Source organism: Providencia vermicola (assembly GCF_010748935.1).
Classification (GTDB): domain Bacteria; phylum Pseudomonadota; class Gammaproteobacteria; order Enterobacterales; family Enterobacteriaceae; genus Providencia; species Providencia zhejiangensis.
Genome location: NZ_CP048796.1, coordinates 65,001 through 90,210, shown reverse-complemented (window position 1 = coordinate 90,210; position 25,210 = coordinate 65,001). Strand labels below are relative to the sequence as shown.

At 43.3% G+C, this 25,210-nt stretch carries 20 protein-coding genes and 2 rRNA genes (1 of these 22 running past the window's edge); 11 read left to right on the top strand and 11 right to left on the bottom strand.

Annotation, left to right across the window (positions count from 1 at the left end; all coding sequences use genetic code 11):
• Positions 1–27 precede the first annotated feature (27 nt).
• The 4 genes from rpe to G3341_RS00355 all read left to right on the top strand — a co-directional run bounded on the left by rpe (position 28) and on the right by G3341_RS00355 (position 3,370).
• Positions 28–702, top strand: coding sequence for a ribulose-phosphate 3-epimerase (rpe, locus tag G3341_RS00370; RefSeq protein ID WP_154621851.1), 675 nt, complete (start codon positions 28–30; stop codon positions 700–702).
• A complete protein-coding gene (locus G3341_RS00365) occupies positions 699–1,391 on the top strand; it encodes a phosphoglycolate phosphatase (protein WP_163860468.1) in 693 nt (230 codons plus the stop codon). Before rpe ends, G3341_RS00365 begins: the two co-directional genes overlap by 4 nt.
• A 19-nt stretch (positions 1,392–1,410) precedes the next feature.
• The gene (gene trpS / locus G3341_RS00360) at positions 1,411–2,454 is read left to right on the top strand and encodes a tryptophan--tRNA ligase (RefSeq protein ID WP_154621853.1); all 1,044 of its coding nucleotides are present in this window, start codon (positions 1,411–1,413) and stop codon (positions 2,452–2,454) included.
• 178 nt (positions 2,455–2,632) lie between these two features.
• The gene (locus tag G3341_RS00355) at positions 2,633–3,370 is read left to right on the top strand and encodes a 3-oxoacyl-ACP reductase family protein (RefSeq protein WP_163860467.1); all 738 of its coding nucleotides are present in this window, start codon (positions 2,633–2,635) and stop codon (positions 3,368–3,370) included.
• A 57-nt stretch (positions 3,371–3,427) separates the two neighbouring features.
• Here the strand turns inward: G3341_RS00355 and G3341_RS00350 are convergent, their stop codons facing one another.
• From G3341_RS00350 to G3341_RS00340, 3 genes are all read right to left on the bottom strand, one after another.
• The gene (locus G3341_RS00350) at positions 3,428–4,609 is read right to left on the bottom strand and encodes a lactate oxidase (RefSeq protein WP_375097489.1); all 1,182 of its coding nucleotides are present in this window, start codon (positions 4,607–4,609) and stop codon (positions 3,428–3,430) included.
• Positions 4,610–4,657: 48 nt separating this feature from the next.
• A complete protein-coding gene (locus tag G3341_RS00345; RefSeq protein WP_163860466.1) occupies positions 4,658–5,224 on the bottom strand; it encodes a YceI family protein in 567 nt (188 codons plus the stop codon).
• Between the two features lie 96 nt (positions 5,225–5,320).
• Positions 5,321–5,998, bottom strand: coding sequence for a hydrolase (locus G3341_RS00340; RefSeq protein ID WP_004916074.1), 678 nt, complete (start codon positions 5,996–5,998; stop codon positions 5,321–5,323).
• Between the two features lie 266 nt (positions 5,999–6,264).
• Between G3341_RS00340 and G3341_RS00335 the strand changes: the two genes are divergently transcribed.
• Complete coding sequence (locus tag G3341_RS00335; protein WP_163860465.1) at positions 6,265–7,134, top strand: pirin family protein; 870 nt, start codon at positions 6,265–6,267, stop codon at positions 7,132–7,134.
• A 56-nt stretch (positions 7,135–7,190) separates the two neighbouring features.
• On the opposite strand, the gene G3341_RS00330 is transcribed toward G3341_RS00335, so the two are convergent.
• Entirely contained in the window at positions 7,191–8,102 is a 912-nt protein-coding gene (locus tag G3341_RS00330) for a LysR substrate-binding domain-containing protein (RefSeq protein WP_163860464.1), read from the bottom strand.
• Positions 8,103–8,288: 186 nt separating this feature from the next.
• Between G3341_RS00330 and G3341_RS00325 the strand changes: the two genes are divergently transcribed.
• Entirely contained in the window at positions 8,289–9,971 is a 1,683-nt protein-coding gene (locus G3341_RS00325; protein ID WP_163860463.1) for an ABC transporter ATP-binding protein, read from the top strand.
• Complete coding sequence (locus G3341_RS00320; protein WP_163860462.1) at positions 9,968–11,599, top strand: ATP-binding cassette domain-containing protein; 1,632 nt, start codon at positions 9,968–9,970, stop codon at positions 11,597–11,599. The genes G3341_RS00325 and G3341_RS00320 overlap by 4 nt, the downstream gene beginning before the upstream one ends.
• Before the next feature lie 5 nt (positions 11,600–11,604).
• On the opposite strand, the gene yiiM is transcribed toward G3341_RS00320, so the two are convergent.
• From yiiM to sodA, 4 genes are all read right to left on the bottom strand, one after another.
• On the bottom strand, positions 11,605–12,285 hold the full coding sequence (gene yiiM, locus G3341_RS00315; protein ID WP_154621861.1) for a 6-hydroxyaminopurine reductase: 681 nt from the start codon (positions 12,283–12,285) through the stop codon (positions 11,605–11,607).
• Positions 12,286–12,352: 67 nt separating this feature from the next.
• Positions 12,353–13,822 carry a DnaJ domain-containing protein gene (locus tag G3341_RS00310; protein WP_163860461.1) on the bottom strand — a complete coding sequence of 490 codons (1,470 nt, stop codon included), beginning with the start codon at positions 13,820–13,822 and terminating at the stop codon, positions 12,353–12,355.
• Positions 13,822–15,519, bottom strand: coding sequence for an Hsp70 family protein (locus G3341_RS00305; RefSeq protein ID WP_154621867.1), 1,698 nt, complete (start codon positions 15,517–15,519; stop codon positions 13,822–13,824). Before G3341_RS00305 ends, G3341_RS00310 begins: the two co-directional genes overlap by 1 nt.
• Positions 15,520–15,754: 235 nt before the next feature.
• Entirely contained in the window at positions 15,755–16,381 is a 627-nt protein-coding gene (sodA, locus tag G3341_RS00300; protein WP_154621863.1) for a superoxide dismutase [Mn], read from the bottom strand.
• A 423-nt stretch (positions 16,382–16,804) separates the two neighbouring features.
• On the opposite strand from sodA, the gene acs reads away from it, so the two are divergent.
• From acs to actP, 3 genes are all read left to right on the top strand, one after another.
• Complete coding sequence (gene acs / locus G3341_RS00295; protein ID WP_154621864.1) at positions 16,805–18,760, top strand: acetate--CoA ligase; 1,956 nt, start codon at positions 16,805–16,807, stop codon at positions 18,758–18,760.
• Positions 18,761–18,827: 67 nt separating this feature from the next.
• The gene (locus tag G3341_RS00290) at positions 18,828–19,139 is read left to right on the top strand and encodes a DUF485 domain-containing protein (protein ID WP_154621865.1); all 312 of its coding nucleotides are present in this window, start codon (positions 18,828–18,830) and stop codon (positions 19,137–19,139) included.
• On the top strand, positions 19,136–20,785 hold the full coding sequence (actP, locus tag G3341_RS00285) for a cation/acetate symporter ActP (RefSeq protein WP_154621866.1): 1,650 nt from the start codon (positions 19,136–19,138) through the stop codon (positions 20,783–20,785). The genes G3341_RS00290 and actP overlap by 4 nt, the downstream gene beginning before the upstream one ends.
• 120 nt (positions 20,786–20,905) lie before the next feature.
• Here actP and G3341_RS00280 read toward each other — a convergent pair whose 3' ends face one another.
• The gene (locus G3341_RS00280; protein ID WP_154635690.1) at positions 20,906–21,334 is read right to left on the bottom strand and encodes a hypothetical protein; all 429 of its coding nucleotides are present in this window, start codon (positions 21,332–21,334) and stop codon (positions 20,906–20,908) included.
• Between the two features lie 582 nt (positions 21,335–21,916).
• Here G3341_RS00280 and G3341_RS00275 point away from each other — a divergent pair.
• Positions 21,917–22,060, top strand: a complete 144-nt coding sequence (locus G3341_RS00275; RefSeq protein WP_163860460.1) for a hypothetical protein — start codon at positions 21,917–21,919, stop codon at positions 22,058–22,060.
• Positions 22,061–22,127: 67 nt separating this feature from the next.
• On the opposite strand, the gene rrf is transcribed toward G3341_RS00275, so the two are convergent.
• Together rrf and G3341_RS00265 are read right to left on the bottom strand one after the other, a co-directional pair.
• Positions 22,128–22,243: ribosomal RNA gene (gene rrf / locus G3341_RS00270) — 5S ribosomal RNA — on the bottom strand.
• A 119-nt stretch (positions 22,244–22,362) separates the two neighbouring features.
• Positions 22,363–25,210: ribosomal RNA gene (locus G3341_RS00265) — 23S ribosomal RNA — on the bottom strand (it continues 238 nt past the right edge of the window).

Below are 25,210 nucleotides of genomic sequence, written 5' to 3'. Positions count from 1 at the left end.
GTAACATTTAAATAATCGGAGACAATAATGAAAGATTTTCTCATTGCCCCATCTATTTTATCTGCAGATTTTGCCCGTTTAGGCGAAGATACCGCAAAAGTACTGGCAGCTGGTGCAGATATTGTGCACTTTGATGTTATGGATAACCACTATGTTCCTAACCTCACTTTCGGCGCACCGATTTGTAAAGCTCTGCGTGATTACGGTATCACCGCTCCGATTGATGTTCACTTGATGGTTAAACCTGTCGACAGAATTATTCCTGATTTTGCCAAAGCTGGCGCAAACCACATCAGTTTTCATGTGGAAGCCAGTGAGCACGTCGATAGAACACTGCAACTGATTAAAGAGCACGGTTGTACCGCGGGTTTGGTTTTCAACCCAGCAACACCATTGAGCCACCTAGAGTATGTGATGGATAAAGTAGACATGATCCTACTCATGTCGGTAAACCCAGGATTTGGTGGCCAATCTTTTATCCCTCATACACTAACTAAATTGCGCCAAGTCCGTAAAATGATTGATGAAAGCGGTTATGATATTCGCTTGGAAATCGATGGTGGCGTGAAAATTGATAATATTGCCGAAATTGCTGCTGCGGGTGCCGACACCTTTGTTGCAGGCTCTGCAATTTTTGGTCAACCCGATTACAAAGCCGTCATTGATCAAATGCGTAAGGAATTACAAAAGGTATCTCAATGACACAACCGCGTTTAGAAAATATCAAAGCCATCGCGTTTGATTTAGATGGTACTCTCGTTGACAGCGCTGCTGGGCTGTCAGAAGCGTTAGACCGCGCCCTAGAAGAACAAGGCTTTCCACCCGCTGGAAAAGAGCGTGTTTCAATTTGGGTAGGTAACGGCGCTGACATCATGATTGACCGCGCCTTAACCTGGGCGGGAGCAACGATAACTCCCAAGCTCCACAGCGCCACTCGCGAAAGCTTCGATAAATTCTATGCAACTTCTGTCACAACAGGCAGCGAGTTATTTCCTGAAGTCAAAGCAACACTGGAAAAACTCGCTCAGCACGGCTTACCGATGGCTATTGTGACCAATAAACCAACCCCATTTATCGCCCCTTTACTGAAGAAATTAGCCATTGATAGCTATTTTTCTCTGGTTCTTGGCGGTGATGATGTGAAAGAAAAAAAACCACACCCAGCTCCACTGTACCTGACCATGGGCAAGCTGGGTTTACGTAAAGAGGAATTGCTTTTTGTCGGTGATTCCCGTAATGATATTATTGCCGCAAAAAGCGCACAATGCCCTAGCGTTGGCTTAACTTATGGTTATAACTACGGTGAATCCATCGCACTGAGCGAACCTGACTGTGTATTAACACACTTTTCAGATATCCTGCCTACTATCGGTTTATCTGACACAAAATAATTAAAGGATATAACAAGCAATGAGTGAACCCACTGAAAAACAAAAGCAAACCCAAAAACCTATCGTATTCAGCGGCGCGCAGCCTTCCGGTGAATTGACCATCGGTAACTACATGGGTGCGCTACGTCAGTGGGTACAAATGCAAGATGATTACGACTGCATCTATTGTATCGTTGACCAACATGCCATTACAGTACGCCAAGATCCAGACGAGCTCCGTAAAAGAACACTCGATACATTAGCACTCTATCTTGCTTGCGGCATCGACCATCAAAAAAGCACTATTTTTGTCCAATCTCATGTTCCACAACATGCACAACTCAGCTGGGCACTGAACTGCTACACCTATTTCGGCGAATTAAGCCGTATGACTCAGTTTAAAGACAAATCAGCGCGCCATTCAGAGAACATCAACGCGGGTCTGTTTGATTACCCAGTATTAATGGTGGCCGATATCCTGCTATATCAAACCAACAAGGTTCCTGTTGGGATTGACCAAAAACAGCATCTTGAATTGAGCCGCGATGTCGCTCAGCGTTTTAACGCGATTTATGGTGATATCTTCACTGTTCCAGATCCGTTTATTCCAACAGGTGGCGGCGCTCGAGTAATGGCATTGCAAGATCCAACGAAGAAAATGTCTAAGTCGGATGAAAACCGCAATAACCTGATCGCTCTACTCGAAGATCCAAAAGGTGCTGCGAAGAAAATTAAGCGCGCAATGACCGATTCAGAAGAGCCACCTCGTGTTATTTATGATATCGAAAATAAACCTGGGGTCTCAAACCTGCTAGATATTCTGTCAGGCATTACAGGTAAAAGTATTCCTGAACTTGAAGCTGAATTTGCAGGCCAGATGTACGGTCATCTAAAAGGTGCGGTTGCTGAAGCGGTAGCAGGTATGTTGACAACCCTGCAAGAGCGTTACCACCACTTCCGTAATGATGAAGCTTTGCTCAACAAAATTATGGATGAAGGTGCAACCAAAGCAGCAGCACGTGCCCAAGAAACATTGGATAAAGTGTATCAAGCGATTGGTTTTGTAAAACGCCCTCAACTGTAATAAAAATATGCCCTTGCCTTTTCTAAGGTAAGGGCTTTTCATTTAAGCATTCATTCTCCCCTTCACCTTCACCTTCAATTATTTTCAATAACTTCATCGATTTATCACTCTGGTGTCTTGCTGCTTTTCTCAGTCAAATACCTCATTCATGAATATGTGATTACGTTAAGGTGAGTCTATGTTATTCAAAAATAAATCTGCTTTTGTTCAAGGTGGGTCGAGAGGTATCGGTGCTGCTATCGTCAAACAATTTGCTCAAGCGGGTGCCAGTGTCGCTTTTACCTACGCCTCTTCTGCTGATAAAGCTGAAGCTTTAGTGGCCGAGATTGAACACTTTTCAGGTAATGTGTTGGCAATCAAAGCAAATAGTGCTCATGAAAAAGAAATAAAAGCCGCCATCACACAAGCTGCCAGCACTTTTGGTAGCCTTGATATCTTAGTTAACAACGTTGGTATTTTAGAACTCGGCACGTTGGATAGTTTGTCATTAGAAGCGTTCGATCGTTCCTATTATCTCAATGTTCGTAGCCTGTTTATTGCTAGCCAAGCAGCATTAGAAGTGATGAATAATAATGGGCGTATCATTCATATTGGTAGCATTAACGCACAAAGGATGCCCTTTGAAGGCGGTAGTGCTTATGCAATGAGTAAAGCGGCTATCGTAGGACTGACTAAAGGGATGGCGCGTGATGTCGCTAGTCGAGGTATTACTGTGAATAATATCCAGCCAGGTCCTGTCAACACAGACATGAATCCCGAACAAGGGGAGTTTGCAGAGAGTCTAAAACAGATCATGGCGTTAAAACGTTATGCCAGCGCCGACGAAATAGCAAGTTTTGTCACCTATTTAGCCAGCCCAGCTGCGGCTTATATCACGGGGGCAAACTTAAATATTGATGGTGGATTTAGCATCTAATGGTCTTCACTGTATAAAAAGACGGGGGTTATCTCCCGTCTTTTTACTTAATGAATTTTATTGAAAATCTTTATCGGTATAAAGCGTCGTTGCTTTTACACTTTCAATATTTTTCGTACCACCCAACATCATATTAATGGATAACTCTTTATTCAGTTGCTGAATAACGGAATTCACCCCTTCTGCACCGCCTAAATTTAACCCATATAAAATTGGGCGACCAATCGCGACAACATCAGCACCACTTGCTAACGCTTTAAACACATGGGAACCACGGCGAACACCACTATCAAAAACGATAGGAACACGTTTGTTTACCACTTTTGCAATGGAAGGTAGAACATCAAAAGAAGCAGGGCCACTATCTAGTTGTCGTCCACCATGATTGGATACCCAAATCGCATCTGCCCCCGCCTTAATCACTCTATCTGCATCTTCAGGTGACTGGATCCCTTTCACTATAACAGGTAAGCCAGATAGTTTTTTCACATAAGCAATATCTGCTGGCGTAAAGGCTTGTTTCGCTTGAGCATAAATTTCACTGATCCCTGCCCCTTTACCTGTTTTCGAACCATCATCATTTTGTTTAGCAAACAGCTCTAAGTTGGCAAAGCCAAGTGGAAATTGGAAGTTATTGCGAATATCATCTTCGCGATACCCACCAACAGGCGAATCCACCGTTAAAATAATCGCTTTGGCACCACTCTCTTTCGCACGTTTCAAGGTAAATTCATTAAACGCATTATTCTTGCTCATATAAAGTTGGAAGAAAAAGGGGCTTTCTCCTGAAACTTCGGCAACTTCTTCAATAGTTTTATTACCATAAGTACTTAGTGAAAAAATTGATCCTGCTTGCGCCATCCCTCTGGCAGTCGCAATTTCACCATCTTGATGAGCTAAACCTTGAGCGGCCATCGGGGCTTGGATAATCGGCGTTTTTAAATCAATTCCTAAAAATTGGGTTGATAAGTCAATATCTTTGATTTCAATACCTTGCATTACTCTTGGCATGATATACTTTCTATCAAAGCTACGGGTATTTTTATCCAGATTCAGCTCATCTTCCGCACCACCTCGAATATAGCCAAAAGCCCCTTTTTCCATGTTTTTTGCAACTTGGTCTTCTAGCTCATCTAAGTTGATAATTTTAATCGGGCCTTCTTTAATACTCGCTTGATAATCCACAGCTTGTGCAGCGCCAACGGATAAAGCCAAAGCCACTATCGCCGATGACATCATCGCGATGGGGTGTTTTTTTACTCTCTGTAACATACTCCACCTTCCAATTTATTGTTTGATGGCTTCCGCTTGTATTTTTATCACCACCTCTTTTGCCATTCCCTCTTTTGCAAGGAAATCGACTCCCCATTTTGTACGGTCAATGGTCGTTTCAAAGTCACCACCACAAACATCTGCTTTAAAAATAGGACTGAAATAACAACCGAATTTGGTGGTTTTCAATTGAACGGGATGAGACTGTCCTTTCATGGTTAAAATGCCATCAATCGAAACCGGTTTATTATCCGCAAAGTTCCATCTAGTTGATTTAAACTCGATGGTTGGGTATTTCTCTACTTCTAACATATCAGCGCTCTTAATATGGTTATCAAACGCTGTTAGACCGGTATTTAATGTCTCCGTTGGAATTTTGACATTAATGCTTCCCATGTTTTTTTCTGGGGAATAGCTCATATCACCACTAATGTTGTAGAAACCACCGCTATTCGTGGATGTATTAAAGTGATCAATATAAAAAACGGCTTTAGTATGGGTTGGATCTAACTGATAATTTGCTGCCTGAGCAGTGCCAACGACAAATAGTGAAGCCAGTAATGGCAATATACATTTTTTCATTGAGTACATCCTAATTATTCGTTTTATTTGAATTAATAAAGATAGGTAGCCTCTACTTTCGTAAAGGCTACTGAGCATTCGAGTGAGAAACTCGGCTTAGCGTTCTGAATCTAATTGTTCATTGTTTTTCAAAACGTCTTGAGCTTTCATATAGCTTTCAATGAGCAATTGATATGCAGGAAAAATTTGCGTGTAAGCTTGTGCCCATTCTGCCGCATCTTCGCGATTCCACGTTTTCTGAATTTCAGATGCAACTGCGGCTGTATCCATAGGGACAACACCAGCTTGAACCATGCGTGCTAAAGTAATTTCTTGTGCCATTTTGCTATAAGTACCAGATGCATCAATGACGACAAACACTTGGTAACCATCTGCCACTGCACTAATCGCTGGGAAAGCCATGCAAACACTGGTTATCGTGCCCGCGATAATCAGCTGTTTTTTACCCGTTGCTTTCACTGCTTCAACAAATTCAGGGTTATCCCATGCGTTAATTTCACCGCGACGAGCAATATATTGTGCGTGCGGCGCATTTTGGTGAATTTCAGGGATCAGAGGGCCATTAGGACCTTGTGGGACAGAAGCTGTTGTGATGACAGGCATTTTTGCTAATGAGGCTATTTTTGCAAGAACAGCAGCGCGTGCACGCAGCTCTGTCATTGGCATATCACCAACGGTTTGGAATAAACCGCTTTGGTGATCTATCAATAACATTACTGCATCATCTGGATTAATAACAGGACGCTGCCCATTGAAGTTTGCTGGATTACTCATAATGAAACCTCTTAATCAATAAAATAATGAAATGCTTTTAAACGAGAAATAGAACAATCGCTGCCCCGCTCTCTTGTTATTTACATTAATTCATCGGTTTTTTGTTGAGTAGTCCGGTTTTTAGTAAACACTGTTCTAAAAATAGGATAATAAAAGTCTGATTTATTGTTCTAATAATGAAACAATGAAACCTATTTTTACCACTACTGATCACGAAATCGTGCCCCTATGATAAATACATCAGAATCTATTTTAGGAGTATGACCATGAAAAAGATCATTGGTATTTATAACGCACCGCGCAGCCATTGGGTTGGAGATGGCTTCCCCGTTCGTTCATTGTTTAGCTATAACAATCACGGGAAATATCTCAACCCATTTCTTTTACTTGATAGAGCAGGACCTTTTACATTTCCAAGTTCAGATGCTGAAAACCGTGGTGTTGGAGAACATCCACACAAGGGTTTCGAAACGGTGACTATCGTCTATGATGGTGAGGTTGCACATCATGACTCGACAGGTGAAGGGGGAGTGATTGGTCCTGGAGACGTACAGTGGATGACAGCGGCATCTGGTATTTTGCACCAAGAGTACCAATCCGATGACTTTATGAAAAACGGGGGCACCCTAGATATGGTGCAGCTGTGGGTCAATTTACCGGCTAAAGATAAATTGGCGACCCCAGGATACCAGCTGTTAAAAAGTAGCCATATTCCCAATGTTGTTTTACCTAATGATGCCGGTATCTTACGTGTTATTGCCGGTGATTATTTAGGGAATCAAGGTTCTGCTCGCACGTTTACTCCTCTGGATGTTTGGAATTTGACGCTGAAAAAAGGCAAAACCTTCGGACTACAAACCAAAACAGGCCGTCATGTTGGCCTAGTCATGTTGCATGGTTCACTCATTATTGATGGCCACACAAGTTTAAACGAAGGGGAGCTAATTATCCTCGATGATAGTGATAGCAATATTATCATGGAAGCCACTGAAGAAGCGGTGGTGCTCTTCTTAAGCGGTGAACCTATTGATGAGCCGGTTGTTGGCTATGGTCCATTTGTGATGAATAGCGATAAAGAGATCATTGAAGCAGTTAATGACTTTAATAATGGTAAATTTGGGCGTATACATCAATAACGTTTATCACTCCCCAATGGCATCACCATTGGGGAGTTCTTTTTTACCATAATGAATTATGACGATTTCACCGTTGGTGAAATATTCTCAGCCAAATAATTTAATAACAGTTGAACAGATGGCAATAAACCTTTTCTTGATGGATAAACTGCATGAATAATATCTTCAGGAAAACGCCATTCAGGTAAGATCTCAATCAATGCTCCTGAACTTAGGTCTTTTTCCACCACGCCATAAGGCAATCGAGCAATACCAATTCCCTTTAATGCAGCTTTATACAAGGTCAAAATATCTGTTGTCGCTAATTTGGGGATAAAATGCTGCGTGAAGCTTAAATCATCACTGTTTTTCAGAGTCATCGTATAATTTTGCGAATGCTCGGAATTTGCCAATATTGGATAATTCACTAACTCTTCGGGTTGTTGCAGAGGCTCTTCTCCCTTAAATAACAACGGGCTAGCAACCAAAATACGTCGTGAATAACCGAGTACTTTCATCATTAAACCTGAATCATCTAATGGCAACGAACGCACACGCAGCGCGACATCTAGTCCTTCACTGATCACATCAACAGGTCGATTAACCGCTAAGATCTGTACATCGATATCCGGATACTTCACCATAAAATCAACTAATAGATCTTGCAGATACACTTGTAGTAAGGCAACAGGACAAGACAACTTAATGATCCCTTTTGGGTCGATTTGGACAGAGCAAATCAGCTCCTCAGCGATTTTCGCTTCATCGACCACATTTTTACATTGCTGATAAAAGGTTTGGCCGATTTCAGTCACATGGAACTGACGAGTGGAACGGTAAATTAAGGAAACATTGAGTTTTTTCTCAAGCTCAGCAATACGGCGGCTAAGCTTGGATTTTGGGATACCCAATGCGAGGCCTGCTTGAGAGAATCCACCGTGTTCTATCACTTTGACATAATAATAGAGGTCATTTAAATCATACCGCATTGCCATTCCCTTTTTATTCCAGTCCTATTTATCTTACTGAAAAACGCAAATAAGTCTGCTGAATTTAATCACGTTTTCTTCTCGATAAAGCCCGTTATCCAAACAAATAGTCTCGGCATCGAAACAACTCATCACCTGTTAAACAAAGAAATCCATTAAAGTAGCGAATTAGCAATGGAGGTTTCTATGTACCGCGCACTTTGGGCATTGCTACGCCCTTATCGTTTCACTCTAACATTTGCTCTCATTTTACAGGCCATCGCAGGTATTAGCTCCCTGATCCCTTGGCTTGCAATTAGCCAAGTTGCCTTATCCCCTGTTGAACAAAGAAATACTTGGGTCATTATCGCATTGATTAGTGGGATTTTATGGCTCGTTTGTCAAACAGTTGCCTTATACCTAACCCATCAAACGGATAACCAATTATGCTATCAATTGAGGCTAAAAATACTGGATAAACTTCATCGACTTCCTTTAAGTGAATTCGTGTATTCAGGCAAAGAAGGGATCCAAAAAATGGTGGATCGCGATGTGCGCTTGCTTCATCAACTCACCGCCCACGCGCCGGCCGATTCGGCTCAATTGTTGGTGGTTCCAATAACAGCAACACTGGTCTTATTATGGACCAATTGGGCATTAATGATTTTTTGCCTACTTCCTTTAATCATCACCATTTACCTGTTCCGCCAGCTACGCTCACCACGTTATCAATCGCTATTCACAGCTCGTAACCAAACGATGGGGGATTTATATGCTCAATATGCGGAGTTTGCCGACAACCCATTACTTGCCAGGCAGTATCCAAACCGCGCCATTCAACGGGTTATGACACAAACGCTTTCCGCCTTTCTAATGGCTTTTAACCACTGGGTCAACAAAATCGGTGCATTCAGTTCGCTAACCCAAATAGGCATGAGCACCACATTACTGACGTTATGGGTGATTATTGGCGCGTTTGTCGTGCCGACATCGGTATCACTGCCGCAAATGGTGTTATTTATTCTTTTGATGCATAGTATTACTGCGCCAATTGCAGCCATGGGTCATGGTGCCGATGCCCTCAACCATGCGGTCGCAGCTTCAGAGCGTATTCGCCATTTTCTTGAGCAACCAGACATGCAGTATGGTGATAAATCACTGCAAGGAGTGCCTTGTTCCATCTATATTCACGATGTTGATTATTGTGTACAGAATAAAACGTTACTCTCTAACCTTAACTTGACCATTCAGCCGGGTCAGCTTATCGCTATTGTAGGTGCATCGGGAGCAGGGAAAAGTACACTTTTACAATTGATGGCGCGATTCCTCGACCCAACTCGTGGCGAATTATACTTTGATACAACGCCTCTCCCTCAATTCTCATTAGCGGGGTTAAACCAGCAAGTATCTATCGTGATGCAAAATACTCAACCGATGCCGTATTCGCTCAAAGAAAATCTACAGTTATTTGCGCCCGATGCAACAGACGTAGAAATCACTGACTACCTTGAAAAATTAAATCTGCTAACGCGGTTTCAGCAATTACCAAAGGGGCTAGACAGTTTAGTTGGTCATGATATCACCTTATCAGGCGGTGAAGCTCAACGTTTAGCCATTGCTCGTGTGCTGCTCTCTAAAGCCCCTATTCTGTTGTTTGATGAGCCAACATCGGCATTAGATCCGCAAAATGCCGAACTCTTTTTCCAGCTATTAAGCCAAGACCCGCGTACTCGCATCTTGATCACTCATGATCTGGCCTCCTTATGTCATGCAGATACGGTGATCTTATTGGAAGAAGGGCAAATTATTGCTCAAGGCACACATCAACAACTCTCTGAACATACTCCCCAATATCAACAGCTACTACATGCATTGGAGGAAACAGCATGATCCGTATGTTCTTAAATACCGTCCGCAGTGCGCTATTATGGATGGTATTCGCTGCTATCTTAGACGGTATTAGCGGACTGCTACTCGTTCCTGTGATCATCAATTGGGGAGCCGGTGATATCCGTGCGCTGGTTTGGCTTTTGGTCAGTAGCTTAGCTTCATTAACCGTTGTTTTTATCGCCACTCAGAAAGGCTACCTTGCGGGTGGCATCGTTATGCGCTCGCTTACCTCTGCTTTAATACGCCATCTACCTGTCTCATTAAAACCAATTCCGAGTGCAACAAGTTTAGTTTCAGGGCCAGTCTCCCATGCAATGTCCATCCCAGCCCACTTATTACATCCTATCATTAGCGGAATTGTTACCCCTTTGACCGTGATCTTGGGGGCATGGATTCTGAATTTTTGGCTAGGGGGCATCCTGTTAATGATCGGCTTTATGCTATTCATTGTTTTACGTTTTTCTGCCAAACAGGTGTCATTCTCTGAAAAGCAAGTATCTGTCTCACAGCAGAATGTCATTGATAAATTAGATCACTTTGCCACACACCAACCGTTGTTTCGTAGAGCAGGTATCAGCCAACAGCAACAACAAAGTCTAGAACTGAGTTTGGCTCAGCAATATCAGACACAAAAAGAACTTCAGCGTCGTAGCTTGCCTTTTCATTTACTGTTTTCATTCGCTATTCAAGTATCCTTTATCGGTTTATTCGCATTAGGCTTATTGGCTGTCAATCATGGAACACTCACACTCTCTATGTGGTTAGCTGCCATGTTGTTATTAGCGCGTTTTATTGAGCCACTCTGGTTGCTTTCCCATTTAGACCAAGCCTTACGCCAAGCTAAAAAATCCCTCAATCAGATTGCTCAAGCATTGGAAACACCTGAGCTTCATTTTGTGCGTTCATCACCAATACCAACTGACAATAGCGTGAGTTGTCATGCCTTGTCTCAGCGCACAGCGGAGGGTAAAACGCAATTAAAGCCGCTAGATTTAACGTTAAAAGCCAATACATTTACGGCTATTGTAGGGGCATCTGGTGCAGGAAAAAGTACTTTGTTGCATCTTTTGGCGCGCTTGCAAGACCCTTCACAAGGCGAAGTCCGGTATGGTAATCAAAATATAGCGCTACTATCACAAGAAGCACTTTGTCGTAAGCGAGGAATATTATTTCAAGATAACCGATTATTTAAAGGCAGCTTACGACAAAATTTAGCGGTTCATTCAGACGAGATTGATGACACATCAATGATTGCGATGCTTCAACAACTCAATATCGATGCAGACCACGCTTTACTCGATGCGGATGTCGGTGCAGGAGGACAACGATTCTCTGGTGGGCAACGACAGCGTTTATGCATTGCGAGGCTACTATTAAGTCGTCCTGATATTATTTTGATGGATGAGCCAACCGCCAGCCTTGATTACATCAATACGGCTTCTGTGATTGAGCAGCTACTCAGAGCCAAACAACAGACACGTATTGTGGTCACTCACCAACCGATGCTAGCCAGCCAAGCGGATCATATTGTTGTGATGGCTTCTGGTGAAATCATTGACCAAGGAACACACGCGGAATTATTCGCCCGTGAGCCTTGGTATCAACAATTTATCGGCGGCCACCTCTAAGCATATTAGCCACGCTTGCCAAATAAGCGATGGCTAAATGCCTCAATTCGACGATGCTCAAGCCTATTTTGCATCGTCAGACTCCAACTTGCAGACAACCCTGCGGCGCCAAGCAAACGCTGATATAGCTCTTCATCAAAGGGAGCATGAAAAGCGATCATAATCGCTTCTTGAACAGAAACATCGCTGTTACGACTTAAGAGCGTTATTGGTGTTGCGGTACTGATTGATCCCGTTTTTATCACTCGGTACAACCAACCACAACGACCATTTTCTTGCATTCTTTGAGCAAAATTTTCAACGCCGGTAAGACCGTTAAGCTTGTAACATGGCGATCGAGGTTGCGTCACTTGAATACGAGCATCACCCCAAGCATAAATATCGCCAATAAAGACATTCTCTTCCGTCATTCCTTGGGTTGAAATATTTTCACCAAACGCTGGCGGAGTGAAAAGAGACTCTAGCTCAGGGTAAGCATTAGTCCAAAATGGGTAGTGCTCTGCCGGATAATGACATAGTGCGCGATCAGGGCCTCCATGAAAGCGTTTTTCAGCTTGCTCATCCCCCTCAAGCCCTAATTGCCCCAAGGATAACAAACCATCCACTTGACGCTTATGGATAGCACTCTGACCACACTCTCGTGTCGCTTTGACTTCGCCAATATAGACTTGAGGATGAATTTGCATCGATATCACACCTTAATAATGGCTTTAAATTCAGTAGAACAACAATTATTAGGCGAGATATAGGCTGTTACCCTACCTTGAAAAACTCAGTATAGAACGCCAATATCTCAAACATTGTTTTATAACAAATAATATAGAGAACCACTAACCAAACCAATGAAAACCATGAAAACTTAAACCACTGTAGCAGTGACCATGGGCTAACCAATAGACGATACATCATCATACTTGGTCTGCGTAAAGCGGGCTGATCTCTCGGCCATGCATACCATAAAAGCCCCATAAGGATAAAAATGACCATAGCTTGCGCACCTTGTGCAGGCCCTATATTTAAACCGACTATCAATTCGCGAGCAATGCCAAAGAAGGTGATAACAAAGATGGCTAGCACCCCCAAGCTAATCAAAAAGTCACTCATGAGGAAGAGAGTAAATCCCTTTTTTGATCTCGCATGAAACCAAAACATAATATAATCACTAAAAAATAAGTAATATATCATGACCACAGTGACTGCGAGCGTGATGCCTACACTCACGTCGGGTTTAGCGCCTATCACATTTAATAGTAGCCCCCAAAATACACATAAAAAGATACCACGCCAATTGAGCGCTATTCGCCGTTGTTTAATAAATGATAATACCGCGGGATTAAACTTTTCTTTTAACTCAGGATACTCATTCGTCAGCTGAGACACCTGCTGCTCTATCTGCGGAATGAGCTCGGGTATCAAACGGACTTTAAAAGAGACTTTCTCACTTTGACTCGTCAGTATACGCATGGATTCGGCAACCACATAATCGCCATGAACAGCATCAACCTGACACTGTTTCCATGCCCGAGCCACCTCGGTTTGGCGTAGCTGTTCAGTTAATGCGTTTTGAATATAAAACGGAATAATTTGCTCTGAGTTATATTCATCCAGCCGCCAGCCTAATAGAGACGAAACATGTTCCACAATGGCTTCGGTTAAACCTTCTTGCGCTGATAATGCCCATGCAAAATCTTGATGAAATCGCTGCTGTGTTTGCAAACTGCCTTTTTGAGAGACATTTTCCCACAATTCGACTAATTCACGTTTTGCGGCTTTTTCATCAATAATAAACAGCTTCGCAAGCCAATCAATTAACTCTTGGGTATAAGGTATTTCAACAACAGGTAATTCATTAACCGATGGTTGATCGTCATCTAACAATCTATCTGAAAATGGATAAGTCATCCGAATTTCAGGCTGTTCTAGCAGTTGTTGTTCATCATCATTAACGGCGTCTTCATTAACAGATTCTTGATATAAGAGGCTTTCTAAATGAGGCACATCAATGTCTATATTCGCCTGCTCTTCCGCATATTCATCATCGATAGATTCATCATCAATAGCGTAAGCGGCATATCTTTTTGCCTCCTCAAAAGCTTCACGTAATTGTTGATACTCTTCAGGGTGGCTATCGGGTCGATATTTCTTTACCTGCCGTGCATAAGCACGACGAATTTCCTTTTCATCGTTTGTTTGCTCAATCCCCAATGTTTGCCAAATACTCATTAATGCGAGTCTCCCTCATAACGACTCAAAAATTGTTCCACTTGCTGACGAATAGCGGCGATACGGCGTAAATCTTGGCTATCAAGAGCCCTTTCAAACTCCGTCGTTACTTGATCCATCCAATAACGATCTTCACCCAGCAAAAATTCATACAACCGAGCACAGCGTGACAATAGTATGCGATTCTCTTTTCTATCTCGTGGGTGCTGTTTTAAATCTGCGATTTTTAATAAGCTTTGTTCGATTTGTTGTTCACTCATTTGCCCCGGCACTTTCTCTATCAATAACCGAAATACCTCGGGGTTACCTTGATAACGACACTCAACTTCGAGTAATCCATCAACGGTATAGGTAAATCGGACATCAATATCCACTTCTCCGGCAGGCTTCTGAGGGATATCAATCGTCATTTCACCCAAAAAGACGTTATCTTGGACACGACGCGCTTCCCCTTGATAAATCTTTAATAGAATAATTTTTTGGTTATCTTCAACCGTGCTAACGGTTTGCATCTTGCTCACAGGTAAGAAGGTATTTCGCTCAATTAAAGGTAAAAAATAACCTGACTCATAATAGGCTCCATTTCTTTTTGACGTTTCAATACCCAAAGAAAATGGCATCACATCGGTTAAAATAACATCATCAAGAGCGGTATCAGCCATCACCATACCTGCTTGAACTCCCGCCCCCAACGCAACTGCTTCATCAGGATTGAGGTCATGACGAGGAAAACGACCAAATAGACGAGCGACAGTTTGTCGGATCAGAGGCATGCGGGTTGCACCTCCCACGAGCAAAATATCATCGAGGTCATTAAGGGTGAAACGTGAATCATGCAAGGCTTGTAAGATAGGTTGCTGTAAACGAGTTAATAATGACTGACAACATGTCGTTAGCATTTGCTCCGTCATCGTCCAATGCCAATCTTGTTCATTCCAACGTAAAGAGACGGAGGCTTCTCCGCCTTTGCTCAGCGCTATTTTTAATGCTTCGGCTTGTTCAAGTAAGGGAGCGCGTATCTCAGCTTGGACTTCTTTAAGGGCGGGATGCTGTTTTAACATCCATTGATAAATTTCTTCACTGAAATCATCTCCGCCTAGTCGAACATCACCACTACTCGCACAGACTTCAATCACACCTTCAAACATATCAATGATTGAAACATCAAACGTGCCACCACCGAGGTCAAATGTGAGATATTTATGTTCTTTATTTTCAAGAAGACCAAAAGCAAGGGATGCCGCAGTAGGCTCATTCAATAACCTTAAAACATTGAGCCCAGCCAATTGTCCTGCTGTTTTCACTGCACGTCGTTGCACATCATTAAAATAGGCAGGAACCGTAATCACCGCATCCTTAACGGCATAGCCAAGCCAAGCTTCAACATCTTCTTTTAATTGACGTAGCAATAATGCAGAGAGCTCTTCGGCTCGAAAAGTTTGAGTGCCTAGTGATAATTCCGCGTTAGTGCCCATAAAGCGTTTAAAACTGGCTTGAGTGAGATGGGGATGGCTTTGCAAACGTTTCTGAGCTGATTTACCGACCAATATCTGTTCATTATCATCAAGGCCGATAACTGACGGAGTCAAAACATCGCCTTGCTTATTCGGTATTAAAACGGCTCTTCCCTCAATCCACAAACTGACAGCACTATTACTCGTACCGAGGTCTATTCCCATTACCATATCATTCGCCATTTCATTTCCTTTATGTTCTTTATTTATCATTATCCGCCATTCACTTTATAGACACCAGATGAAATAGAATATCAATATATTAGCCGTATTGATGAGACTGATTATGAATAAAACAAAAAAAATTAAAACGAGACAATACTGAGATTGGTAGGGAAAAGAAGAGGCTAAAAAACAAAAAGGCGCAGCCCTTAAAATAAAGAGCTACGCCAGATAAGTCGTGAATCAAATAAGTAAATTATTTGGTTTTCTCAGCGAAGCGTTTAGCCGCTTCATCCCAGTTCACTACAGACCAAAATGCTTTGATGTAGTCAGGGCGACGGTTTTGGAATTTCAGGTAATAAGCGTGTTCCCATACATCCAGACCAATGATTGGGTAGCCTGAAGTACCAGAAATGGCTTCACCCATCAGAGGGCTATCTTGGTTAGCGGTAGAAACGATAGCCAGTTTGCCGTCATCTTTCAGTACTAGCCATGCCCAACCGGAACCGAAACGAGAAGCAGCTGCTTTTTCAAACTGCTCTTTGAATGCATCAACACTACCAAAATCACGCTCAATAGCCGCTTTCAGCTCGCCACCAAGCTCAGTACCTAATTTCAGGCCTTTCCAGAACAAAGTATGGTTTGAGTGCCCACCAGCATTGTTGCGAACAAAAGTACGTTGATCAGCAGGAACTTTATCCAATTGTTGGATCAGATCGTCGATGTCTAAGTTAGCGAGTTCCGGTAATTTTTCTAACGCAGCATTAGTGTTGTTCACATACGTTTGATGATGCTTAGTATGATGGATTTCCATGGTTTGCTTATCAAAATGTGGTTCCAACGCATCATAAGCATAAGGTAAAGCAGGTAATGTATAGCTCATTGTATTTGTCTCCAGTGACTTGTTGACATATACCTCTATATCTCTCACTCAGTACCAAGACACATAGGGTATACACTTCATAAACTTCACACCTTGTGAATCAATCTTAATTATAGTTATTTTACTGTTAATGAAAATCATTATCAAACCCATGATATTTATATGGTCTTTCTCATCAACTATCATTGGTGATTTATTTAGCAACTAATACCAATATCACCCTACTTTGTTTTTCTTTAATTTTACCTTTTCACATATAATTAGATGATTAATCCAATTGGCGATTTCGCATCAAATGATAATCCTGTTAAATTCATTACAATTAATACGTGATCTCCCACTCAAAAGAAAAACAAATTTATATTTCCTGCTTTAGTTAACCATTTTTTGACATAGTATTAACATCTGCAAGGAGATAAAAATATGACTCAAATAACTAAGCATCCCGTTCCTGCTGAAATTGCAGAAAATGCCCTGATAAACGAGCAACAGTACAACAATGAGTATCAACTCTCTATTCAAGACCCAGAAAAGTTTTGGGGAGAGAAAGGGAAGGTTGTTGATTGGATTAAGCCGTATACCCGAGTAAAAAACACCTCCTTCGATCCTGGCCATATCAGCATTCGCTGGTTTGAAGATGGCACCCTTAACTTAAGCGCTAACTGTTTAGATCGCCATCTGGCAGATAAAGGCGATCAGACCGCCATCATTTGGGAGGGTGATGACCCCTCCCAATCAAAAAATATCACTTATCGAGAACTGCATCATGATGTAAGTCAGTTCGCTAATGTGTTGAAACAGCAAGGTATTCGTAAAGGCGATGTGGTCGCGATTTACATGCCGATGGTCGTTGAAGCCGCAGTTGCCATGCTCGCTTGTGCTCGCATTGGTGCAATTCATACGGTTATTTTTGCAGGCTTCTCCCCAGAAGCGGTATCAGGCCGTGTTATCGACTGTAAGGCAAAACTCATCATTACAGCGGATGAAGGCTTACGTGCTGGTCGCGCTATACCGCTGAAGAAAAATGTTGACGATGCATTAACCAATCCAAACGTCACAACCGTTGAAAACGTGATTGTCTACCGTCGTACCGGAAATGTACCGAGTTGGGTAGAAGGGCGTGATCTATGGTGGCATGACGTAACGAAAGGTGTCAGTGCAGACTGTCCACCTGAAGAAATGAATGCCGAAGACCCGCTATTTATTCTGTATACCTCGGGTTCAACAGGTAAACCTAAAGGGGTTCTGCATACAACAGGCGGCTATTTAGTCTATGCAACACTGACGTTTAAATATACTTTCGACTATCACCCTGGTGAGGTTTATTGGTGTACTGCCGATGTAGGTTGGGTAACAGGCCATAGCTACCTGCTATATGGTCCATTATCTAATGGTGCAAAAACCTTGATGTTTGAAGGTGTACCTAACTACCCTGCTGTAAACCGTATGAGCCAAGTAGTTGATAAACACAGCGTTAATATTCTTTATACTGCTCCAACCGCTATCCGTGCTCTCATGGCTGAAGGCGATAAAGCTATTGAAGGCACTCATCGTCGTTCATTGCGTATCCTTGGGTCTGTAGGCGAACCTATCAACCCAGAAGCTTGGGAATGGTTCTATAAGAAAATTGGTGATAGCCGCTGTCCAATCGTTGATACATGGTGGCAGACCGAAACGGGTGGCTTTATGATCACTCCGCTTCCGGGTGCAACAATGCTAAAACCTGGCTCAGCAACATTACCATTCTTTGGTGTTCGTCCTGCTCTTGTCGATAACCTAGGAGAACCGCTAGAAGGTGCGACAGAAGGTAACCTAGTTATTGTTGACTCATGGCCTGGCCAAGCTCGTACCTTATATGGTGACCATGAGCGCTTTGAACAAACCTATTTTTCAACGTTTAAAGGTATGTATTTTAGTGGTGATGGGGCTCGTCGAGATGAAGACGGCTATTTCTGGATCACCGGTCGTGTAGATGATGTATTGAATATTTCTGGTCACCGCTTAGGTACCGCTGAAATTGAATCGGCATTAGTCGCACACCCGAAAATTGCAGAAGCTGCCGTTGTCGGCATCCCACATAACATTAAGGGGCAAGCGATCTACGCTTATGTCACCTTAATTTCAGGGGAAGAACCTTCACCAGAGCTGTATACCGAAGTCCGTAACTGGGTACGTAAAGAAATCGGCCCAATCGCGACGCCAGATGTTCTACACTGGACGGATTCGCTTCCGAAAACCCGCTCCGGTAAGATCATGCGCCGTATCCTACGTAAAATCGCATCCGGTGATACCAGTAACTTAGGTGATACCTCCACACTGGCAGATCCAGGTGTTGTCGAAAAACTACTCGAAGAAAAACAATCAATGAGTATGTCATAAGCCTGAGGGTCGCCTTTATGGCGACCTTACATACATTCCAATAAGACGATAACAGAGGAGAACTCTGATGAATGCTACTGCTTATCAAGAGGTAGAGAATAACCCTCGTTTTAAAGAATTGGTAAGGAAACGTGGTCGATTTTCATGGTTGTTGTCAGCTATCACACTAATATTGTATGTCGGTTTTATCTTTCTTATTGCTTTTAACCCAAGTTGGCTTGGAACACCTATCACTGAAGGCTCTTATATCACGCGAGGTATACCTGTTGGTGTAGGGCTCATCGTCATCTCTTTCCTGTTAACTGGCCTATATGTTATTCGGGCAAATGGTGAATATGACCGCTTAACGGCTGAAATCCTAAAAGAGGTGCAAAAATGATAAAAATTATTCCCCTTATCCTACTTTTTGCCTCTTCAGCCGCATTCTCAGATGCGCTGACAGGCGATGTTGAGCGACAGCCTGTGAATATCCAAGCCATTATCATGTTCTTGTTATTCGTTGGATTCACCCTCTATATCACTTATTGGGCATCAAAAAGAACTCGCTCTCGTTCGGATTACTATACTGCTGGCGGTAAAATTACCGGTTTCCAAAATGGTATGGCTATCGCGGGTGACTTTATGTCCGCCGCATCCTTCTTAGGCATTTCTGCGCTTGTGTATACCTCAGGCTATGATGGATTAATCTATTCCATCGGTTTCTTAATCGGTTGGCCAATTATTCTGTTTCTCATTGCTGAGCGCTTACGTAACCTCGGTCGTTATACTTTTGCTGACGTAGCCTCATATCGACTAAAACAAAGACCAATACGGATTTTATCTGCTGTCGGTTCACTGGTCGTTGTTGCACTTTACCTTATTGCTCAGATGGTTGGTGCAGGAAAACTGATTGAACTATTGTTTGGTTTGAATTACCACATTGCCGTCGTTATTGTCGGGATCTTGATGGTGCTATACGTTCTGTTTGGCGGGATGCTCGCCACAACATGGGTGCAAATTATCAAGGCAATCCTATTATTATCAGGCGCAACATTCATGGCTATCATGGTTATGAAACATGTTGGCTTTAATTTCAACACGCTATTTAAAGAAGCGGTAGAAATACATGGCAATGGCCTTTCTATTATGAGCCCAGGGGGATTAGTCTCTGATCCTATATCTGCGTTATCACTTGGCTTAGCATTGATGTTCGGTACAGCGGGCCTTCCTCATATCATCATGCGTTTCTTTACGGTCAGCGATGCAAAAGAAGCACGTAAGAGTGTTTTCTATGCTACTGGTTTTATTGGTTACTTCTATATTTTAACCTTTATTATCGGCTTCGGTGCGATTGTACTTGTCAGTGCAAACCCTGAATTTAAAGATGCAGCAGGTAAACTGATCGGCGGCACCAATATGGCGGCAGTACACCTTGCAAACGCTGTTGGAGGAAACTTCTTTCTCGGCTTTATTTCCGCCGTCGCATTTGCCACCATATTAGCCGTTGTAGCAGGATTAACTCTTGCTGGCGCCTCTGCCGTTTCACATGACCTTTACGCAATGGCAATAAAAAATGGTAAAGCGAATGAAAAAGATGAGCTACGTGTCTCTAAAATTACTGTCGTCATTTTAGGGTTTGTCGCTATCGGCTTAGGTATTTTATTCGAAAATCAAAATATCGCCTTCATGGTAGGACTCGCATTCTCTATCGCGGCAAGCTGTAATTTCCCGATTATTCTACTCTCCATGTATTGGAAAAACTTAACGACACGCGGAGCCTTAGCGGGTGGATGGCTTGGCTTACTGACAGCGGTTATATTGATGATTTTAGGGCCGACAATTTGGGTCAGCATCCTACATCATGAAAAACCAGTTTATCCTTATGAATACCCTGCATTTTTCTCTATGATCGTTGCATTTGTCGCTTCATGGCTATTCTCTGTAACTGATAACTCAGAACAAGGAAAAATGGAAAAAGAACGTTTCAGAGAGCAATTTGTTCGTTCACAAATTGGTTTAGGTATCGAACAAGGTAAATCACACTAACGATATAGAAACCCAATACCCTAGAAAGATAGACAATAAGCAAAGCGGCTCATAATGAGCCGCTTTTTTATCAGCTAGCTAAATTTTATAACGTGGCGTATTGTCGTTAAAAATAATTAGTTACTTAGAATAAGTGGCTTTTTCTATTTGAACCCATTCACTCACTTGTTCAAGAAAATTAGCAGGATTATTTTTTGATTCTATTTTTAAATTTTCAAACTCATTTTTATTATTCGGAATATACATTGATAATAGATTACCTAATACGGTTTTTTTATTAGCAAATTTACGGCCAATCTTAAATGTCTTATACAACATAGCTGCCAAAGCAGCGCTGATAGCCAAAATTCCAACTATAGAGACTAAACTATAATCAATGTGTAGCAATTTACGTAGTTCATTGAGCAACAAAAAGGGCGTAAAAAACATAACAAGTAAAGATAGAATAACTGCACCATCCTGCCCATTATTAAACTCATGCTCTTTTTGCTTACTAACAGCCACAATATGGCTGAATATCTGGCTATTGGCTGATCTTATATTTTTCATTTTTCCCACCTTAATAAATGAGAACATATTGTGCGTAGTAAAAATCTTTCGTAACACCGAGTTAAGTTACTTATTAGTAGTATATATTTAACTTTTTGCAACATCAATTTAACATTAGTTATCTATTTTTATAGGGTATTATCTTTAAATTAAAGAAAGAATAAGAGCAGTAAGCAGAAATGGCATAAGATCAATAAACTGAATGACTTTTACTTTATGAGTTGATTTTATTGATATTATTAGTTGTCTTATTTTAATAAAAGATGAAGAAAAAACGATTTAAACGACTGATTCATGCTTTACTCAATAAATATTCGTCTCCTTCTATTATGGTCAGAATAATAAAAAACCATCCTTAACAAGAATGAGCTAAAGGTCGTCAATGACCTCTACCGCTATTTGACTCTCCCCTAACAGCCTCTGAGGCCAGAGCTTATAAGCTAGCGAGTTATTTACCTATAAGTTGATGAGATGGATATCGAGTACTCAGTATGATAAAGCGATCTAAACCATGATGTTATTTCGATACCGATTGCGATTCATAAAAATAAACACCAGTCATCCTATAAAATGGTCTCAACCATGAAAATAAGTCGAATAGTGAGCCATTCCTTTATCTCTACTCAATGTATTGGCTATCAATATGCGGTTCGCTGGTGCAGGATTGGTGAGGAAGTACCGGGGATGGGGTTGGTGTTTGGTGGTGACAGTAAGGCAGAAGGATGATAAAACGGTATCACATCCCCCAAACGCAAAAAAGCCACCCATCGGGTGGCTTTCTCACTAATTTAATGTCTGGCAGTTCCCTACTCTCACATGGGGAGACCCCACACTACCATCGGCGCTACGGCGTTTCACTGCTGAGTTCGGCATGGGGTCAGGTGGGACCACCGCGCTATTGCCGCCAGACAAATTCGGTTTTCGTTCCCGTCGGCTTACACCAACCAGAACAGCAATCTTGAACAAGCTAATTTCTCGCACTCTGCGTGCGCTTCACAACGTTCTCTCTAAAACACCTTCGGTGTTGTCAGGTTAAGCCTCACGGTTCATTAGTACTGGTTAGCTCAACGTATCGCTACGCTTACACACCCAGCCTATCAACGTCTTAGTCTTAAACGTTCCTTTAGGACCCTTAAAGAGTCAGGGAAGACTCATCTCAAGGCAAGTTTCCCGCTTAGATGCTTTCAGCGGTTATCTCTTCCGCACTTAGCTACCGGGCAGTGCCATTGGCATGACAACCCGAACACCAGTGGTGCGTCCACTCCGGTCCTCTCGTACTAGGAGCAGCCCCTTTCAATCTTCCAACGCCCACGGCAGATAGGGACCGAACTGTCTCACGACGTTCTAAACCCAGCTCGCGTACCACTTTAAATGGCGAACAGCCATACCCTTGGGACCTACTTCAGCCCCAGGATGTGATGAGCCGACATCGAGGTGCCAAACACCGCCGTCGATATGAACTCTTGGGCGGTATCAGCCTGTTATCCCCGGAGTACCTTTTATCCGTTGAGCGATGGCCCTTCCATTCAGAACCACCGGATCACTAAGACCTACTTTCGTACCTGCTCGAGCCGTCACTCTCGCAGTCAAGCTGGCTTATGCCTTTGCACTAACCGCATGATGTCCGACCATGCTTAGCCAACCTTCGTGCTCCTCCGTTACTCTTTGGGAGGAGACCGCCCCAGTCAAACTACCCACCAGACACTGTCCGCACCCCAGATGATGGGGCCACGTTAGAACATCAAACATTAAAGGGTGGTATTTCAAGGTTGGCTCCATGCAGACTGGCGTCCACACTTCAAAGCCTCCCACCTATCCTACACATCAAGGCTCAATGTTCAGTGTCAAGCTATAGTAAAGGTTCACGGGGTCTTTCCGTCTTGCCGCGGGTACACTGCATCTTCACAGCGAGTTCAATTTCACTGAGTCTCGGGTGGAGACAGCCTGGCCATCATTACGCCATTCGTGCAGGTCGGAACTTACCCGACAAGGAATTTCGCTACCTTAGGACCGTTATAGTTACGGCCGCCGTTTACTGGGGCTTCGATCAAGAGCTTCTCCTTACGGATAACCCCATCAATTAACCTTCCAGCACCGGGCAGGCGTCACACCGTATACGTCCACTTTCGTGTTTGCACAGTGCTGTGTTTTTAATAAACAGTTGCAGCCAGCTGGTATCTGCGACTGGCTTCAGCTCCATCCGCGAGGGACTTCACCTAGCGCCAGCGTGCCTTCTCCCGAAGTTACGGCACCATTTTGCCTAGTTCCTTCACCCGAGTTCTCTCAAGCGCCTGAGTATTCTCTACCTGACCACCTGTGTCGGTTTGGGGTACGATTAATGATAATCTAGAGCTTAGAGGCTTTTCCTGGAAGCGGGGCATGAGCTACTTCGCCACCGTAGTGACTCGTCATCAGACCTCAGCATGTAGTGAACCGGATTTGCCTAATTCACCTGCCTACATCCTTAAACCGGGACAACCGTCGCCCGGCCAGCCTAGCCTTCTCCGTCCCCCCATCGCAATTATCACCAGTACAGGAATATTAACCTGTTTCCCATCGACTACGCATTTCTGCCTCGCCTTAGGGGTCGACTCACCCTGCCCCGATTAACGTTGGACAGGAACCCTTGGTCTTCCGGCGTGCGGGTTTTTCACCCGCATTATCGTTACTTATGTCAGCATTCGCACTTCTGATACCTCCAGCATGCCTCGCAGCACACCTTCACAGGCTTACAGAACGCTCCCCTACCCAACAACATTTACATGTCGCTGCCGCAGCTTCGGTGCATGGTTTAGCCCCGTTACATCTTCCGCGCAGGCCGACTCGACCAGTGAGCTATTACGCTTTCTTTAAATGATGGCTGCTTCTAAGCCAACATCCTGGCTGTCTGAGCCTTCCCACTTCGTTTCCCACTTAACCATGACTTTGGGACCTTAGCTGGCGGTCTGGGTTGTTTCCCTCTTCACGACGAACGTTAGCACCCGCCGTGTGTCTCCCGTGATAACATTCTTCGGTATTCGTAGTTTGCATCGGGTTGGTAAGTCGGGATGACCCCCTAGCCGAAACAGTGCTCTACCCCCGAAGATGAGTTCACGAGGCGCTACCTAAATAGCTTTCGGGGAGAACCAGCTATCTCCCGGTTTGATTGGCCTTTCACCCCCAGCCACAAGTCATCCGCTAATTTTTCAACATTAGTCGGTTCGGTCCTCCAGTTAGTGTTACCCAACCTTCAACCTGCCCATGGCTAGATCACCGGGTTTCGGGTCTATACCCTGCAACTTAATCGCCCAGTTAAGACTCGGTTTCCCTACGGCTCCCCTATACGGTTAACCTTGCTACAGAATATAAGTCGCTGACCCATTATACAAAAGGTACGCAGTCACCCCATCCTCAAATGTCCCGCTTGTCTTTGCGGCCAATCTTGCCCGATTTTTTAACTTCCGCTGCTCGTGTACTTCTATGTACACTGCGCTGCGGCTTGAAAAAATCAGCCAATCTTGTTTGCAAATCCTGCGCTGTTCTTGTGGTGGTTGTTTAAACCCTCACTCAATTGCCGAGGCACTTGAGTGATGGGGCTCCCACTGCTTGTACGTACACGGTTTCAGGTTCTATTTCACTCCCCTCGCCGGGGTTCTTTTCGCCTTTCCCTCACGGTACTGGTTCACTATCGGTCAATCAGGAGTATTTAGCCTTGGAGGATGGTCCCCCCATATTCAGACAGGATAACACGTGTCCCGCCCTACTCGTCGAGTTCACAACACCAACACCTTCGGATACGGGGCTATCACCCTTTACTGCCGGACTTTCCAGACCGTTCTCCTGATGCTGATGCTGATTAAGACTCTGGGCTGCTCCCCGTTCGCTCGCCGCTACTAG